Raw genomic sequence first — 16384 nt, 5'->3', positions numbered from 1 at the left:
ACCCGCCGGGTGGGCGAGTCGGCGGTGGCCAGATCGGGGTAGGCCGCCTCCAGGCGCTGCAGCTCGGCGAACAGGGCGTCGTACTCGGTATCCGAGATGCTCGGCCGGTCGAGGACGTAGTAGCGGTGATCGTGCTCGGCGATCTCGGCGCGCAGCTCGGCCACGCGTCGCTGCGCCTGCTCGCGGGACGGCGTCGATTCAGCCACGCTCGCTCCTTGTCGGGTGGGTCTTATTGGCGCTTATGCACGGCGATGTGCAGCCGCCGCCGGTGCTCGCGCAGCTGTTCGCGCATGTGCTCGGCGATCTGCTGCGTCATGGTGGAACGGGTGCTATCGAGCAACTCGCCACCGAGTTCCACGGATACCTGGTAGGCCGTGGCCAGCATCGCGTCGAGCACCTGCTCGCCATCCACTGGCAGGGGTAGCTGCATGAAGAACACCAGCCCCGGGGTCTCCAGGCCCGGCAGCGTCTCCTCCGGGTCCAGATACCCCGGCTCCACCATGCTCGCCGCACTGAACAGGGTCACTCGCCCCGTCTCACTCTGCCCGCGGCGGTGCCAGATGCGTTGCTCGCCCGGAACCATGCGCACCCGCCGCAGGGCCCGCTCGATCGCCGGCCCCCGGAAACGCTCGCCTTCCGGGGCGGCCACAAACGCCACCAGGATCTTCTCCGCTTCCTCGACATCGCCACTGCGGTAGGCGGCGATCTCCACCTGCGAGGCCGGCGAGAGCTTCAGCGGCGCCGGCTCCTCGACCCCGGCGGTGGCCGTCCCGGCGCCCCTCCCTGCCGGCGACGGCTCCGACTTCTCTGCCCCGCTCCCGGCGTCGCTTCCCCCGACCGGCTCCGCGTCGGCATGCCCCGCTGGCTGCGAACCGCTTCCGGCGGCGTCCGCCCCCGCCCCTACGGGTTCACCGGCCGCCGCCTGCGGCTGCTCCCCGGCTGGTGCCAGGCCGGCGCGTTCCGCCTCGGCGGCAGCGGAGCGGTGCGGCGTGCCGGTTCGCTCGTCCGGTTCGCCGGCGGCTGCCTCGGCGGACTGCCACCAGGGCCGATCGTCGCCCTGCTCGCCCGTCTGCGGCGTCGCACCCGACGCAGCGGGCCGTTCGCCCAGATCCAACCCCAGGTCGAGCTCCTCCGGGGCCAGCTCTTCCCGCTCGGCAAGGAGATCGTCGATGCCGCGCAGCTCATCGTCATCGATCACCGGGCGCTCTGACTGGCCGGGGCGCAAATCGCCGCCACCCCCTTCCTCGCCGGCGCCGGCGACGCCCCCGCGCCCCTGTGCGCTACCCGCCGCCGCGGCGGCCGGCTTCTGCTCGGCGTGCCGGCGGCGCCGATCCCGCCACCGGCCGAAGGCGTAGATCGCCAGCAACACCAGCACCCCTACGCCCAGGATCGTCCAACGCATCGCATCCATGGGTCTCTCTCCGTTATCCGGCCTCGGCGATATCGAGCGCCTCGTCCACGTCCACCGCAACCAGCCGCGAGACGCCGGGTTCGTTCATGGTGACCCCGAGCAAGTGGGAGGCCCGCTCCATGGTGGTCCGGTTGTGGGTGATCAGCACGAACTGGACCTTCTCGGACATCTCTTCGACCAGATCGCAGAAACGACCGACGTTGGCCTCATCCAGCGGGGCGTCCACCTCGTCGAGGAGACAGAACGGCGCCGGGTTGAGGTTGAAGATGGCAAAAACCAGCGCCACCGCACTCAGCGCCTTCTCGCCGCCGGAGAGCAGATGGATGCTCGATACCCGCTTGCCCGGCGGCTGCGCCATGACCACCACCCCGGTGGACAGCAGATCGTCGTCGGTCAGTTCCAGATAGGCGCGCCCGCCCCCGAACAACCGGGGGAAGAACCGCCCCAGCCCCTCGTTGACCTGATCGAAGGTCTCACGGAAACGCGCCCGGGTCTCCCGGTCGATGCGGCGAATCGCCGTCTCCAGGGTCTCCAGCGCCTCGTTGAGATCAGCGTGCTGCTCGTCCAGATAGCCGCGGCGCTCCTCCAGCTGCTGGCACTCGTCGATGGCCGCCAAGTTTACCGATCCCAAGCGCCGGATACGCTCGCTGACCTGCTCCAGGGCCTGCTCCCACGCGGCGACGGTGGCATCCGCGGCCAGGCGCTCGGCCACCTCGGCCTCCGATTCGCCGAGTTCTGCCAGGGCATCGGCCTCGTGGCTGCGGTGGACGCGCAGCTCGCCGGTCTCCAGGCGCAGCCCCTCCAGCCCCTCGCGCAACTGCTCGGCCCGCTGCTCGGCCTCGGCCCGCGCCTGCTCCTGCTCGCGCAGCTGATGATCCAGATGCTCAGCCTCGCTGCGCGCTTCGGTCAGCTGCGCCTCCGCTTCGGACCGGCGCGCCAACAGGGTCTCGCGCTTTTCGGTCAATTCGGCAACCGGGTCTTCATCGTCGCCCAGAGCAGTCTCCAGCTCCGCCCGACGGCGGTCGTAGCGCTCACGCTGCTCCTCGGAGCGGCGCAGCTGCTCGCGCACGGACTCCAGAGCGGTGCGGGCACTCTCGAGCTTGCCGGCCAGATCGTAGCGCCGCTCACGGGCCTCGCGCAGCCGCTCGCCGGCGCGCTCGAGTTGCTCGCGCTGATCCTGCTGCTGCGCCTCGACCTCGGCGGCGCGCTCGGCGGCCGTGGCGGCAGCGGCGGCGGCCTCCTCGGCAGCGGCGGCGGCCTCCTCCTGCTCCTCGCTGGCCGCATCGCGCTGCTCGACCAGGCGGCTGCGCTCTCCGGACAGCTCCTCGCGCCGCTTCCGAGCCTGCTCGAGGGACTCGCGGCGGTGTTCCAGACGAGCCTGCAGGTCGGCGTGGCGCCGGTGCAGCGGACCAAGCTCGGCAGCCAGTTCATCGCGCCGGCGCTCGGCCTCGGCGGCCCCGCCGCGGGCGTCGGCCAGCCGGCCCTCGGCCTCCTGGACCCGCGCCTCGGCATTCTCCACCTCCTCGCGCAGAGCCTGGATCTCCTGCTCGCGCTCGAGCACACCGCTCTCGGCGTCCTCCTGCCCGGGCAGGCGCACCCAGTTGGTGCCCATCCACACCCCGTCGGGGGTGACCACCGTCTCGCCGGCGGCCAGCCCGGGGCGCAGGGCCTCGGCCGTGGCGGCGTCCGGGGCGCAGCGGATCCCGGCGAGCAGCTCGCGGGCCGCCTCGCTGCCGTGAACGTGCGCCGCCAAGCGATCCTCGGCCGGTGCCGGCAGCGACTGGACCTCGCCGACCAGGGTCAGCGACCCGCCGTCCGGGGCCCCCTCGCTGGGCAGGGCTTCCGGCTCGATGCAGACAGCCTGCAGGGCGTCACCGAGGATCGCCTCCACCGCCCGCTGCCAGGCGGCATCGACACGGACCGTCTCGGCCAGGCGCGGGGCGGCGGCCCAGCCGCGGCGTTCGAGCCAAGCGTGGCGATCGTCCCCGCGCCGGCCCAGGGCCGACTCCTGGAGGGTCTCCAGGGAGGTCAGCCGCGCCCGCGTCCCGGAGACCGCCTCGCGGGCCGCTTCCAGCTCCCGGGCCGCCTCGTCCCGCTCGGCGGCGCGGGTCTCCAGCTCCTCGGCGGCGGCATCGCGGCGCTGCTGCAGGTCCTCAAGTTCGGCGGAGAGCTGTTCCTCCTCCGACTCCAACTCGCTGATGGCGCTCTCCAGCGCGTGCAGATCCACCGAGTCGCGCTCGTCGTCGAGGGCCTCGATGCGCTCGTCGAGCTCACGGACCCGGCGGGCGGCGGCGTCATGACGAGTCCGCTCCACCTCCTCGCGCCGCTGCGCCGAGGTCTGCTCGGCGCGGACGGCGTCGGCCTCGTCGCGCCAGGCATCCAGGCGCCCGCGAGCGTCCTCCTGAGCGGATTCCGCCACCTGCTCCTCTTCGCTGGCCGCCTCCAGGGCCGGTTCCAGCTCCTCGACCCGCTCCTCGAGGACCGCGCGCTTGTCCCGATCGGCGGTCACCGTGGCGTCCAGCTCCTCCAGCGCACGGCGGGCCTCGGCCAGCTCCTCCTCCCGCCGGCGACGCAGGTCGCGGGCACTCTGGATGCGCTCGTCCACCGAGGCGATCTCGGCCCCGATCTCGTAGTAGCGGCCCTGGATGGTGTTCAGCGCCTCGTGGCGCTCCCGGGCCGACTCGCGCAGGGCCTCGATCTCACGCTCGGCGCGGCGCTGCTCGGCCACCGCCGACTCGCGCTGGTTCTCCTGCTCGCGGATGCTGGCGTCGCGCTCGGCGATGCGCTGATCCAGATCACGCAGCCGCAACAGCGAGAGTTCACCGCGTAGGCGCCGTTCCTCAGCCTTGTAGGAGCGGTAGCGCTCGGCGGTCTCGGCCTGGCGGCGCAGCTTCTCGAGTTGCTTGTGGACCTCGTCGCGGACATCCTCAAGCCGCTCCAGGTTCTCGCGGGTATCCCGGATGCGGCGCTCGGTCTCGCGACGGCGTTCCTTATAGACGGAGATGCCCGCAGCCTCCTCGAGGTAGACGCGCAGCTCCTCGGGGCGGGACTCGATCACCCGCGAGATCATGCCCTGCTCAATGATGGTGTAGCCCCGCGGCCGCAGGCCGGTGCCCATGAAGACATCCGAGATATCGCGCCGCCGACAGCGGGTGCCGTTGAGGGCGTATTGCGACTGCCCCTCGCGATTGACCTGGCGCTTGACGGAGATCTCGTTGTAGGCGGCGTACTGGCCGCCGATGGCCCCGTCGGTGTTGTCGAAAATGAGCTCGATGCTCGCCTTCCCCACCGGCGAGCGGGCGCTCGAGCCGCTGAAGATGACATCGCTCATGGACTCGCCGCGCAGGTGCTTGGCCGAGCTCTCGCCCATGACCCAGCGCACGGCGTCGATGATGTTCGACTTGCCGCAGCCGTTCGGCCCCACGACGCCGACCATGCGTCCGGGCAGGGGCACCGAAGTGGGGTCCACGAAGGACTTGAAGCCGGCGAGTTTGATCCGCTTGAGATGCATCGTAGAGACGACGGGCGCGTCCGGTTAAGATAACGGACCATTATCAAGCCTCACCGGACCCTTGGAAAGCCATGTCGACTGAACCCTCGAACGCCCTGGAGACCTTCGCAAACCCCAACCCGGAGCGGGATTACACCATCCGGATGGAGATCCCGGAGTTCACCTGCCTGTGCCCGAAGACCGGCCAGCCCGACTTCGCCACGCTCAACCTGGAATACACCCCGGACCGGCACTGCGTCGAACTCAAGTCGCTGAAGCTCTACATCTGGTCCTACCGCGAAGTAGGCGGGTTCCACGAGGCGCTGACCAACCAGATCCTCGCCGACCTGGTCGACGCCACGCAGCCGCGCCATATGAAGCTGACGGCGCACTTCAACGTGCGCGGCGGGATCTGGACCACGGTCGAGGTGGAGCACCACGGCCGCTGACCCCAGGGACGGCATGAGCGGGCCCGGCGCACCGTTCTCAACCCGCTTCGCCCCCTCGCCCACCGGGCCGCTGCACTTCGGCTCGCTGGTGGCGGCGCTGGGCAGCTGGATCGAGGCCCGCCACCACGGCGGGACGTGGCATGTGCGCATCGACGACCTCGACCCGCCGCGCGAGGAGCCCGGGGCCGCCGATGCCATCCTGCGGATCCTGGAGGCACACGGGCTGGGCTGGGACGGCGAGGTGGTCTACCAGAGCCGGCGCGGTGCGGCGTACCAGGCCGCGCTGGAGCGCCTGCGCGGCGCCGGCCTGGCCTACCCGTGCGCCTGCTCACGCCGCGAGATCCAGGCCGCCGCCCGCCGCCACGGGGCCATCGGGGCGGTCTACCCGGGCACCTGCCGCGACGGGCTGCCCGCCGGCCGCGAGGAACGCGCGGTGCGGGTGCGCACCGACGGGGCGCGGATCCGCTTTACCGATGGCGCCGCCGGCGGGATCACCACCGAGCTGGAGGCAGAGGTGGGCGATTTCGTCATCCGCCGCGCCGACGGCTTCTTCGCCTACCACCTCGCCTGCGCGGTGGACGATGCCGCCTTCGGTTACAGCCACGTCATCCGCGGTCAGGACCTGCTCGTCTGCACACCGCCACAGATCCACCTCCAGCGCCTGCTCGGGCTGCCCACCCCGATCTACCACCACCTGCCGCTGGCGTTCAACGAGCACGGCCAGAAGCTCTCCAAGCAGAACCGGGCGCCGCCGCTGAGCGAGGACCGGGCCGCGGCGAACCTGGTCGAGGCGCTGGGTCTGCTCGGCTATTCGGCCCCGGAGCGGCTGCGCCGAGCCGCCCCCGCGGAGGTGCTGGCCTGGACCCTGGCGGCGCGCGCCGGATCAGAACCGCTGGCTTAGCGCCACCCGCACCTCGCGGCGCTCGCCCTGCACCCGCGGGGCCGCCAGGTAGCGCTCGTCGGTGGCGTTGTTGACGCGCAGGTCGAGCCGGGCGCCCCGGGACCATTCGAGGGTGCCGCCGAGGCTGTGCACGGTGTAGGCGTCGGTGCGGTACTCGTTGGCATCATCCAGGTACCAGCCACCCACGTACTCGCCGCAATACCAGAGGCTGAGCGGCAGGGCGGTGTACGCGCCCAGATCGTGGCGCAGCTCCAGGCCCGCCAGGTGGCGGGGTACGCCCTCCAGGTGGTTGCCGCGCTGCTGCGGCTCTTCCTCATCGTAGCTGCGGCTGCGCTGGATGGTTACGTTGGGCACCACCTGCCAGGCTTCGGTCTGCAGCCGGTAGTGCACCTCGACCCCTTCCACCTCCACCTCGCCGACCGCGCGGAAGTAGTCCTCATCCGGATACGCCTCATCCTCCTGCGGCAGGTTCTCCTCGCGCAGGTGGTAGGCGGCCACGGCCAGTTGCTGGCGGTCGGTCGGCGCATGACGCCAGCCGAGTTCGGTGATCGCGCTCTCCCGCGAGGGGAGAAAATCGCCGTGACGATCCTCGCCCTCATTGGGGCGCAGGCCGGTCCCGGCGTGCACGTAGACGCGGCTTCGCGGGGTCACATCCAGCTCCGCCCCGGCCTGCCAAGTGACCCCACGGTCCTCGGCCACCACCGCCAGCTGGGGATCGTCCTCATCGCCCTCGCGCACCTCGTACTCGTTGTGGCGCACCCCGGCGGTGAAGGCCCAGCGCTCGCCAAGCTCGATGCGATTGGCCAGGTAGGCCCCGTACCGATCGACCTCCTCCGGGCCCTCCTGGCGCTCCAGGGCCAGGTTGCCGAGGCGGATCCCGGAGAAGTCGGGATCCCGGGGATCAACGCTGAACTGCTGCCACCAGTCGCCCTCGTCATCCCAATAACGCAGCTGGTCGCGCTGGAAGTCGATCTCCTGTCGGTGCGCATCCGCGCCGGCGACCGCCTGCCACCGTCCCCAGTGGGTGCGCCGCTCGAAATCGACCTGCAGCCGAAGATCCTCCTGGGTGTATTGATCATCGACTCTGGCCGCGTAGCCGGCCACCGGCTCCGGCGCCGGCAACAGGCCAAAGGAGTAGAACCCCAGGATCAACTCCTCCCGGTCCACCTCGGAGTACGCGGCGCTGAGCGAGACGCCCAGGCCCTCGGTGAGCTGGTGGTCCCAGTAGAGCGCACTGCGCTGATAGCGCCGGTCGCTCTCCTGCTCCGGGCTGTGCAGCGGGGTATCGTAGACCGGGCCGTCCTCCAGCCAGACGGTGCCCATGTCGTAGGGCCGACGATTGCGCTGGAATTCGTGCTCGAGGCGCAGCTCGCCGTCGGCGTGGTAGCGCCAGGCGAGGCCACCGAGTACATGGAGCCGCTCGGTCGGCTGCGCGGCGGGACGGCGCTCGCCATCCTGGCCGGCCAGTGTCAGGCGGTAGGCGAGGTCGTCGCCGATCGGCCCGGTGCTGTCAGCCACCACGCGCCGGTGGTCCGGATGGCCCACCTCCACGCCCACCTCATGGGCCGGCGTGTGTTCCGGTCGCTTGCCGTGGTAACGGATGGCGCCACCGGGTGAGCCGACCCCCTGGAGGATCGCATCGGGGCCGGGGACGATCTCGACACGCTCAATCGTGTAGGGGTCGCGGACGAAGAGCCGATCGATATCCGTCAGACCGTTCCACTGCGGGGTAGTGACGGTGAAGCCGCGCAGGGTCCAGGCGGTGCCCAGGCCGCCTTCCTCGCGCCCGGCATGCCCTCCGGGCACCCCGCCGGCCAGCCCTTCCAGGCGATCGGGGCGGCGGGTCGCGAGGGTGGACTCATCCAACTCCGTGCGGCTGAAGCCGGCCCGGTCCGTCGCACGGGCGCCCTCGCCCCCAGGGATGTCGCTGCCCACAGCGGGCTCGGAGAGGACGGTGACAGGTGGCAGGGCGCCTTCCGCAGCAACGGCCCACCCCGCGGCCAGGGGGCCGCCGAGCACCAGTGCACCCAGGCTTATGGACGGTAGCGCGCGCATCAACATCCCTTTGGTGCGGTCGACTGGGGGCGAGGATACGGGACCCCGAAGCGTCGGAACAAACTGACGGCGGCTTCGGAAACTGGCCACGCTGCGGCCGCCGTGCTACTTTCCGTAACATAACGAGAGCGCCCCGAACCGGCGCCGCCTGGAGGAGATTCCTGTTGCGCAATGGACCCGGACCCGCTGCCGGAAGCGTGGCGCTGTTCCTGCTGGTGCTCTTCCTGCTGGCCACGCCGTTCACCGACTGGTGGATGCAGGCCCAGCCGCCCTGGTACGTGCCATACCTGGGCTGGGCAGTGGTCATCGCCTTGGGCGGCTGGCTGATCGAACGGGGGAGCGGGCGTGACCTTTGACCTGCTGACCCTGTTCCTGGTGGGGGTCGCCTACCTGGGGCTGCTGTTCGTCATCGCCTTCGCGGTAGACCGACGCTGGTTCCCGCGGGCGGTGGTCCGTCACCCGGTCTTCTACGTCCTCGCCCTGGGTGTCTACGCCACCACGTGGAGCTACTACGGCTCGGTGGGCTTCGCCGACGAGCACGGCCTGATCTTCGCCACCATCTACCTCGGGGTCACCGCCGCCTTCCTCCTGACGCCGGTGCTGCTCGCCCCCCTGCTGCGCCTGACCAGCAACCAGCAGCTAACCTCCGTGGCCGACGTCTTCGCCTTCCGCTTCTCCAGCCAGTTCGCTGGCGTCCTGGTCACCGCCATCATGCTCGCCGGCATCCTGCCCTACATCGCCCTGCAGATCCGTGCCGTGGCCGAGTCGACCCTGGTGCTCACCGGCGGGGGCCACGACCCGCGCCCCCTGGCGCTGGCCTTCTGTCTGATCGTGACGGTCTTCGCGATCATCTTCGGCGCCCGCCACGTCACTCCGCGGGTGAAGCACACCGGGCTGGTGGTCGCCATCGGCCTGGAGAGCCTGGTCAAGCTCGGCGCCCTACTGATGGTCGCCTGGGTGGCCGTCGACCTCGCCTTCGACGGCCCGGCGGGCCTGTCGGCATGGCTGCGCGAGCAGCCACAGCAGACGGACGACTTCTATCAGCCGGCGCTGGAGGGGCCGTGGCTAAGCCTGCTCACCCTGACCTTCGCGGCCGCCTTCCTGCTGCCACGCCAGTTCCACATCCTCTTTACCGAGAACCTGTCGCCGCGCAGCCTGACCCGCGCCAGCTGGGCCTTCCCGCTCATGCTCCTGCTGCTGGCGCTGGCGGTGCCGCCGATCCTCTGGTCCGGCACCGCGCTGGATGCCGGCACGGCCCCCGATTACTACGTACTCGGCCTGGCCGCCCTATCCGGCTCCGAGCCGCTGACCCTGCTGGTGTACCTGGGGGGCATCTCGGCAGCGACGGCGATGATCGTCGTCTCGACCCTGGCCCTGTCGTCGATGACCCTGAACCACCTGGTCATGCCGCTGATCAAGTCGCTACCGCATCAGGAGCCCGACCTGTACGCCACCCTCCGCTGGACCCGGCGGTTCCTGATTACCCTGCTCATCGTCTTCGGGTTCACCTTCTACGAGTTGCTCGACCGCACCGAAGCGCTGGTCGAGTGGGGGCTGATGTCGTTCCTAGCCATGGCGCAGTTCCTGCCCGGGATCATCGGCGTCCTCTACTGGCAGCGAGCCACGGTCTACGGCTTCGTGGCCGGCCTGCTCGGCGGTGCGCTGATCTGGCTAGACACCGTGCTGCTGCCGGCACTGGCTGGCACCGAGCCGTTCTTCCTGCTCGGCTTCCCCCAGGCCCGAGAGAGCGCCACTGAGCTCTACGGCATCGCCACCTTCTGGTCCCTGGCCCTCAACGGCCTGCTCTTCGTGGGCGTCTCACTGTTCACGCCGCAGCGCTCGGCGGAGCGACAGGCCGCCGAGGTCTGCCGCGACCAGACGGCAGCGGTCGCACCCGGCACCCTGCAGGCGGCCTCGCCCTCGCAGTTCGTGGTCCAGCTAGCACCGGTCACCGGCGAGGAAGCGGCACGCCAGGAGGTCTCCCAGGCGCTGCACGACCTGGGGCTGCAATGGAGCGAAAACCGGCCCGACCGCCTGCGCGCCCTGCGCGATCAGGTCGAGCGCAACCTCTCCGGGATGATGGGGCCGATGCTCGCGCGGATGATCGTCGACAAGCGGCTCCAGCTCGACCGGACGGCCCGCACGGCGCTGACACACAACATCCGCCAGATCGAGGAGCGTCTGGAGTCCTCACGCAACCGATTCCGCGGCCTCGCCGCGGAACTCGACCGACTGCGCCGCTACCACCGCCAGATCCTTGAGGACCTGCCTCTGGGGGTCGTAGCGGTCACCACCCACGGCCGCGTGGTGCGCTGGAACACGGCGATGCAGGGCCTGTCCGGCATCCCGGCGAACACCGCGCTGGGCTCAAGGATCTGCGACCTGCAGGCACCGTGGGATTACCTCCTGGACCGGTTCCTGACCATCGAGCAACCACAGCACCAGGAGCAGATCCCGCAATCCGGCGGTGAGCAGCGCTGGCTGTCGCTGCACAAGACGTGCATCCGCGAATCCGGCCGCGGGCGGACCGGAGACACCCTGATGATCATCGAGGACATCACCCACATCCGCCGCCTCGAGCGGGAGCTGGCCCACAGCGAGCGGCTGGCCTCCATCGGCCGACTGGCCGCGGGCGTGGCACACGAGATCGGCAACCCGGTGACCGGCATCGACTCCCTGGCACAGAACCTGCGCGGCGAGTCCGACCCCGAGATCCTGCGCGAGAGCGTCGACGAAATCCTCGAACAGACACGCCGGATCAACAACATCGTGCAGACGCTGATCGGCTACGCCCACGCCGGCTGCGCCGACGAGCGAACACCGGACCCCGTGCCGCTGAGCGAAGTTGTCGAAGAGGCGCGCCGGCTGGTCCAGCTGAGCAAGCGCGGCCAGGACCTGGAGATCGACAACCAGCTCTGGGCCGAACTCCAGGTCCGCGGCGACCGCCAGCGGCTGGCCCAGGTCTTCGTCAACCTCTTCTCGAATACGGCCGACGCCTGCGGCCCTGGCGGACGGATCGCAATCTCGGCGCGCCGGTACGGCGACCGCGTGCAGATCCGCGTGGTGGACAACGGCCCGGGGATCCCGGCCGAACTGCTTGATAAGGTGATCGAGCCGTTTTATACCACCAAAGCCGTGGGTCAGGGCACCGGCCTCGGCTTGCCGCTGGTCTACAACATCGTCAGTGAACAGGGAGGCGAGTTCTCGATCACCGCCGACAGCGGCGGCACCACGGCGTGGATCACGCTGCCGGTGCTCGATGCCGCGCCGCCGGCCGAGCACGCCGCGACCAAGGAGGAATAACCCCAAATGGCCGACCTGCTGCTCATCGAGGACGAATCGGTCATCCGCAAGGCCCTGGAGCGGCTGCTGAGCCGTCACGGGTACAGTGTCCACCAGGCCGACTCTCTCGAACAGGCCCAGGAGCGCTGGAACCTGGACGCCTTCGACCTGATCCTCGCCGACATGCGCCTGCCCGGCGAGCCCGGCACCGAGGCCATCGAGCGCACCACGGCCCCGGTGATCATCATGACCAGTTACGCCAGCGTGCAGTCGGCGGTGGAAGCCATGCGCCAGGGCGCAGCGGACTATATTGCCAAACCCTTTGACCACGACGAGCTGCTGCTGCTCGTCGAGCGCACCCTCAAGGAAGGCCGGCTACAGCGCCAGAACGCCGCCCTCAAGGCCCACGTCGAGCGCGATTACCCGGTCACCGGCATCGTCGGCAACTGCGAGGCGATGCGGGCGGTCTTCGAGCGCATCCGCAAGGTCGCCCCCACCGATACCTCGGTGCTGATCCTGGGCGAATCGGGCACCGGCAAGGAGCTGGTGGCCCGGGCGCTGCACGAGCAGAGCGAGCGCCACGAGGGGCCTCTGGTGGCGGTGAACTGCGCGGCGATCCCCGACGGACTGATCGAAGCAGAGCTCTTCGGCCATGAGCGGGGCGCCTTCACCGGCGCCGTCGGCGCCCGTGCGGGGCTAGTGGAATCCGCCGACGGCGGCACGCTGTTCCTGGATGAGATCGGCGAATTGCCCCAGCAGGCCCAGGGACGACTGCTGCGGGTCCTCCAGGAGGGGGAGATCCGGCGCATCGGCTCGACACAGGCCCGGCGGGTGAACATCCGCCTGGTGGCCGCCACCCACCGCGACCTCAAGAGCCTGGCCGGCGCCGGCGAGTTCCGCGAGGATCTATTCTTCCGGATCAACGTGATGGAGATCCGCCTGCCCCCGGTGCGCGAACGCGCCCCGGACATCCCCGAACTCGCCCGCTTCCTGCTGGAGAAGACCTGCCAGCGGCTCAACCGCGCCCCTCTGGAGCTCTCGCAGGCAGCCATCGACGCCATGGGCGCATACTCCTGGCCGGGCAACGTGCGCGAGATGGAGAACACCATCGAGCGGGCGGTGATCCTCAGCGAAGGCAACACCATCAGCCCGGATATGCTCGGCCTGCCCGCGGCCGAAAGCGCGGCAGCCGGGTCCGAATCCGGCGCCACGGCCGAGACTGGCCCACGCCAGGACCTGTCCCTGGAGGACTACTTCCGCCAGTATGTCCTGACACACCAGGATCACATGACCGAGACCGCCCTGGCCCGAGGGCTCGGCATCAGCCGCAAGGCGCTGTGGGAGAAACGACAGCGCCACGGGATCCCACGGCCGGGTAGCAACCGGGCGTGACGTGTTACCTTTCGACACACCTGTGGACCGGAAGGCGTGCAACCTCGTAACACTTTGCTCTGCTATCCTCCCCGCGTGACCAGAGCGCGGGCACTTACGGCCGGGTCGTCGCCAGGAGACGGCCAGCTTGACCGACCAGAAATCCGGGAGGAGAGAACGATGTCGGAGACCAAGGTGTACCCTGTCCCCGAGGCGATCCAGCGGGACGCCCATCTGAACTTCGAGCAGTACCAGGAGATGTACAACCGCTCGATCCAGGATCCCGAAGGGTTCTGGTCGGAGCAGGCGGATAAGTTCCTGGACTGGTTCAGCAAGTGGGGCACCACCTGTCACTGGGATCTGGCCAAGGGCGACATCCGCTTCTTCGAGGGCGGGACCCTGAACGTGGCCTATAACTGCGTGGATCGTCACCTGGAGACCCGGGGGGATCAGACCGCCATCATCTGGGAAGGCGACGAGCCGGACCAGGATGAGCACATCACCTATCGCGACCTGTACGAGCGGGTTGGCCGCTTCTCCAACGCCCTGAAGGCCCGCGGCGTCAAGAAGGGCGACCGCGTCTGCATCTACCTGCCCATGGTTCCCGAGGCGGCGGTCGCCATGCTCGCCTGCGCGCGCATCGGCGCCGTACACTCGGTGGTCTTCGGCGGCTTCTCGCCCGAGGCCCTGCGCGATCGGATCCAGGACGCCGATGCCGAGGTCGTCATCACCTCGGACGAGGGTGTGCGTGGTGGCCGCAAGATCCCGCTCAAGGCCAACACCGACAAGGCCCTGGAGGGCTGCCCCAACGTCAAGACGGTCTTCGTGGTCCGTCGCACAGGCGGTGATATCGCCTGGAACGACGGGCGCGACGTCTGGTACCACGAAGCCTGCGCCGAGGCCTCTCCGGACTGCCCGCCGGAGCACGTGGACGCGGAGGATCCGCTGTTCATCCTCTACACCTCCGGCTCCACCGGCAAACCGAAGGGGGTGCAGCACAGCACCGCTGGGTACCTGCTTGGCACGGCGATGACCCACAAGTACATCTTCGACTACCAGGATGGCGAGGTGTACTGGTGCACTGCCGACGTCGGCTGGGTGACCGGCCACTCCTACATCGTCTACGGCCCCCTGGCCAACGGCGCGAAAACCCTGATGTTCGAGGGCGTGCCCACCTACCCCGATGCCGGTCGCTTCTGGCAGGTGGTGGACAAGCACGAGGTCTCCATCTTCTACACCGCCCCGACCGCCATCCGCGCGCTGATGGGCCAGGGCGACGACCACGTGAAGAAGACCTCGCGCAAGAGCCTGCGCATCCTCGGCACCGTCGGTGAGCCGATCAACCCCGAGGCCTGGGAGTGGTACTACCACACCATCGGCGAGGACCGCTGCCCCATCGTCGACACCTGGTGGCAGACCGAGACCGGCTCGATCCTGATCGCGCCGTTGCCCGGCGCCATGGACCTCAAGCCCGGCTCCGCCACCCTGCCCTTCTTCGGCGTGGAGCCGCAGCTGGTCGACGACAAGGGCAACGTGCTCGAGGGCGCGACCAACGGCAACCTGGTGATCAACCGCGCCTGGCCGAGCATGATGCGCACCATCTACGGCGACCACGAGCGGTTCATCAACACCTATCTCGCCGCGTATCCGGGCAAGTACTTCACCGGCGACGGTGCCCGCCGTGACGAAGACGGCTACTACTGGATCACCGGCCGGGTCGACGACGTGATCAACGTCTCCGGCCACCGGATGGGTACGGCCGAGGTCGAGAGCGCCCTGGTGCTCCACGAGAAGGTGAGCGAGGCCGCCGTGGTGGGCTACCCCCACGACGTCAAGGGTCAGGGCATCTACGCCTACGTCACCCTCATGGCCGGCGAGGAGCCGAGCGAGGAGCTCAAACAGGAGCTGGTCAAGCTCTGCATCCAGGAGATCGGCCCCATCGCCAAGCCGGACATCATCCAGTTCGCGCCGGGGCTGCCGAAGACCCGTTCCGGCAAGATCATGCGCCGCATCCTGCGCAAGGTCGCCGCGAACGAACTCGACAGCCTGGGGGACACCAGCACCCTGGCCGACCCGACCGTGGTGGATACCCTGATCGAAGATCGGGCCAACCAGTAAGGCGGGAGACGGACGGGGCCGGGCAACCGGCCCCGTCCTGCTGTTCCTGAACCCGGACCCTAGAACACCAAGCCCTAGAGACCCATGTCACCCTGGATCTACTTTCTCGTAACCCTCGCCATCGCCTGGCACGGGCTGACCTACAAGGACCCGGACGGCGATCACCCCACTGTGCACCTGCTCTTCGGCTGCATCGCCCTGATCTTCGCGATGCGGTTTCTCTTCGTCGATATCCTCGGGCTGCCGATCCTCGGCGTGGCGCCGCTGGACGCGGCCTGAACCGCGCCACGGCACGGCCCGTTGAGGCGGGCCGTGGTGGGGTTGGGTCGGGTAGGGAGAAAGGCGGGACGGACATCCCACCCGGCAGGATCGGGCACGGCACGGCAGACGCCGCACCACCCCCTCTCTTCTGATGCGCTAGTCGGGCCGCTGCGTATAGGCCCGCTGCTGGCTGTCCTTCTCCGGATCGGAAAGCTTGCGCTCCGACTCCGGCAGCGCCAATTGTTCCTCGATATAATCAGCCCGCTCGGAAATGCTCGGCTGTCCGTCCGGACCCATGTGAAAGAACCGGGTCAACCACCCCGGGCCGTCGTCCACGGCCTCGTCCAGCTCCGCCGCTTTGCGGTAATCGGCCAGCGCCTTTTCGTGCTCGCCAAGCCGGTCATAGGCAATGCCCCGATTCGCGTAGGCGCCGGCGAATTCCGGGTCGATCCACTCGATGAACCGATCGTAGAGGTCGATAGCGCGCTCGAACTCGCCGAGCTCGAGCAGCGTGGTCGCCTTGCCCAGGTGGGCGTAACGGTGCTGCGGCGCCTCCTCCAGCGCCCGGGAATACTCTTCCAGGGCGCGCTCGTAACGCCGATCCTGGAAGGCACGGTCGCCGGCGATGGTCTTCACATCGCCCGGGCCCCGATCCGGTGCCACGCCCTGGTACAGGGCATAGCCCAGCGGCAGGAGCGCCGCCACGATGGCGATCACCACCCAGGTCCGGTACCCCCGCTCGGTAATCTTGATCATTGCAACACACCCAACGTTGCGGAATTCAGGAAGAAAGAAAACACCGGCAGGATGATGGCGGTCAGCACGCGGGCCCGCCGTTTCTGCCCCGCCAGCTCCTCTTCGGACAACTCCCGATCCAGTCTCCGCTGCAGCCGCCGGACGCTCAACACCCAGATCCACTGACTGACGGGATAGAAGAGCAGGACGACCAGCAAAACGACCCAGAACAGGAATTGAAGCGTCGGATCCATATCGCTCGCTCGAATGAAGCCTTCTGGAAGGAAGGGGCGTAGGGGACCGAAATGGCC

The 16384-nt window shown here is 69.3% G+C and carries 13 protein-coding genes; 7 read left to right on the top strand and 6 right to left on the bottom strand.

The features are described from left to right. The 3 genes from LRF89_RS04495 to smc all read right to left on the bottom strand — a co-directional run. On the bottom strand, positions 1-206 hold a 206-nt coding region (locus LRF89_RS04495), incomplete at its 3' end, for a DNA ligase LigA-related protein (RefSeq protein WP_443134959.1). A gap of 23 nt (positions 207-229) precedes the next feature. Next, positions 230-1411, bottom strand: coding sequence for a cell division protein ZipA C-terminal FtsZ-binding domain-containing protein (locus LRF89_RS04490; RefSeq protein ID WP_238636660.1), 1182 nt, complete (start codon positions 1409-1411; stop codon positions 230-232). A 13-nt stretch (positions 1412-1424) separates the two neighbouring features. Continuing rightward, on the bottom strand, positions 1425-4922 hold the full coding sequence (gene smc / locus LRF89_RS04485) for a chromosome segregation protein SMC (RefSeq protein WP_238636659.1): 3498 nt from the start codon (positions 4920-4922) through the stop codon (positions 1425-1427). Between the two features lie 71 nt (positions 4923-4993). On the opposite strand from smc, the gene queF reads away from it, so the two are divergent. Both queF and gluQRS read left to right on the top strand, forming a co-directional pair. Beyond that, the gene (queF, locus tag LRF89_RS04480; protein WP_201171786.1) at positions 4994-5350 is read left to right on the top strand and encodes a preQ(1) synthase; all 357 of its coding nucleotides are present in this window, start codon (positions 4994-4996) and stop codon (positions 5348-5350) included. Positions 5351-5363: 13 nt separating this feature from the next. Beyond that, complete coding sequence (gluQRS, locus tag LRF89_RS04475) at positions 5364-6251, top strand: tRNA glutamyl-Q(34) synthetase GluQRS (protein WP_238634533.1); 888 nt, start codon at positions 5364-5366, stop codon at positions 6249-6251. Here gluQRS and LRF89_RS04470 read toward each other — a convergent pair. Next, positions 6234-8306: a TonB-dependent siderophore receptor gene (locus LRF89_RS04470; RefSeq protein WP_238634535.1), complete on the bottom strand. Its 2073-nt coding sequence runs from the start codon at positions 8304-8306 to the stop codon at positions 6234-6236. The genes gluQRS and LRF89_RS04470 overlap by 18 nt on opposite strands. A gap of 164 nt (positions 8307-8470) precedes the next feature. On the opposite strand from LRF89_RS04470, the gene LRF89_RS04465 reads away from it, so the two are divergent. The 5 genes from LRF89_RS04465 (at position 8471) to LRF89_RS04445 (ending at position 15356) form a co-directional block, all read left to right on the top strand. Continuing rightward, positions 8471-8662: a hypothetical protein gene (locus tag LRF89_RS04465; protein ID WP_201171796.1), complete on the top strand. Its 192-nt coding sequence runs from the start codon at positions 8471-8473 to the stop codon at positions 8660-8662. Beyond that, on the top strand, positions 8652-11609 hold the full coding sequence (locus tag LRF89_RS04460; protein WP_201242923.1) for an ATP-binding protein: 2958 nt from the start codon (positions 8652-8654) through the stop codon (positions 11607-11609). Before LRF89_RS04465 ends, LRF89_RS04460 begins: the two co-directional genes overlap by 11 nt. A gap of 6 nt (positions 11610-11615) precedes the next feature. Further along, positions 11616-12980: a sigma-54-dependent transcriptional regulator gene (locus LRF89_RS04455; protein ID WP_201171802.1), complete on the top strand. Its 1365-nt coding sequence runs from the start codon at positions 11616-11618 to the stop codon at positions 12978-12980. Positions 12981-13139: 159 nt separating this feature from the next. After that, positions 13140-15077: an acetate--CoA ligase gene (acs, locus tag LRF89_RS04450; protein WP_201171803.1), complete on the top strand. Its 1938-nt coding sequence runs from the start codon at positions 13140-13142 to the stop codon at positions 15075-15077. An 84-nt stretch (positions 15078-15161) separates the two neighbouring features. Further along, the gene (locus LRF89_RS04445) at positions 15162-15356 is read left to right on the top strand and encodes a hypothetical protein (RefSeq protein WP_201171804.1); all 195 of its coding nucleotides are present in this window, start codon (positions 15162-15164) and stop codon (positions 15354-15356) included. Between the two features lie 138 nt (positions 15357-15494). Here the strand turns inward: LRF89_RS04445 and LRF89_RS04440 are convergent, their stop codons facing one another. Beyond that, positions 15495-16094 carry a tetratricopeptide repeat protein gene (locus tag LRF89_RS04440; protein WP_201171814.1) on the bottom strand — a complete coding sequence of 200 codons (600 nt, stop codon included), beginning with the start codon at positions 16092-16094 and terminating at the stop codon, positions 15495-15497. After that, complete coding sequence (locus LRF89_RS04435; protein WP_201171817.1) at positions 16091-16327, bottom strand: hypothetical protein; 237 nt, start codon at positions 16325-16327, stop codon at positions 16091-16093. Before LRF89_RS04435 ends, LRF89_RS04440 begins: the two co-directional genes overlap by 4 nt. Positions 16328-16384 lie beyond the last annotated feature (57 nt).

The sequence above is a fragment of the Halorhodospira sp. 9621 genome (assembly GCF_022228055.1).
Lineage (GTDB): Bacteria > Pseudomonadota > Gammaproteobacteria > Nitrococcales > Halorhodospiraceae > Halorhodospira > Halorhodospira halophila_A.
Note: the sequence above shows the minus strand (reverse complement) of the source record. Positions and strands in the feature narration are given on the sequence as shown.

Bases quoted from the DNA above. Each gene is read 5' to 3' on its own strand.
- LRF89_RS04490 (WP_238636660.1), bottom strand. From the start codon at position 1,411: ATGGATGCGATGCGTTGGACGATCCTGGGCGTAGGGGTGCTGGTGTTG.
- smc (WP_238636659.1), bottom strand. From the start codon at position 4,922: ATGCATCTCAAGCGGATCAAACTCGCCGGCTTCAAGTCCTTCGTGGAC.
- queF (WP_201171786.1), top strand. From the start codon at position 4,994: ATGTCGACTGAACCCTCGAACGCCCTGGAGACCTTCGCAAACCCCAAC.
- gluQRS (WP_238634533.1), top strand. From the start codon at position 5,364: ATGAGCGGGCCCGGCGCACCGTTCTCAACCCGCTTCGCCCCCTCGCCC.
- LRF89_RS04470 (WP_238634535.1), bottom strand. From the start codon at position 8,306: ATGCGCGCGCTACCGTCCATAAGCCTGGGTGCACTGGTGCTCGGCGGC.
- LRF89_RS04455 (WP_201171802.1), top strand. From the start codon at position 11,616: ATGGCCGACCTGCTGCTCATCGAGGACGAATCGGTCATCCGCAAGGCC.
- acs (WP_201171803.1), top strand. From the start codon at position 13,140: ATGTCGGAGACCAAGGTGTACCCTGTCCCCGAGGCGATCCAGCGGGAC.
- LRF89_RS04445 (WP_201171804.1), top strand. From the start codon at position 15,162: ATGTCACCCTGGATCTACTTTCTCGTAACCCTCGCCATCGCCTGGCAC.
- LRF89_RS04440 (WP_201171814.1), bottom strand. From the start codon at position 16,094: ATGATCAAGATTACCGAGCGGGGGTACCGGACCTGGGTGGTGATCGCC.
- LRF89_RS04435 (WP_201171817.1), bottom strand. From the start codon at position 16,327: ATGGATCCGACGCTTCAATTCCTGTTCTGGGTCGTTTTGCTGGTCGTC.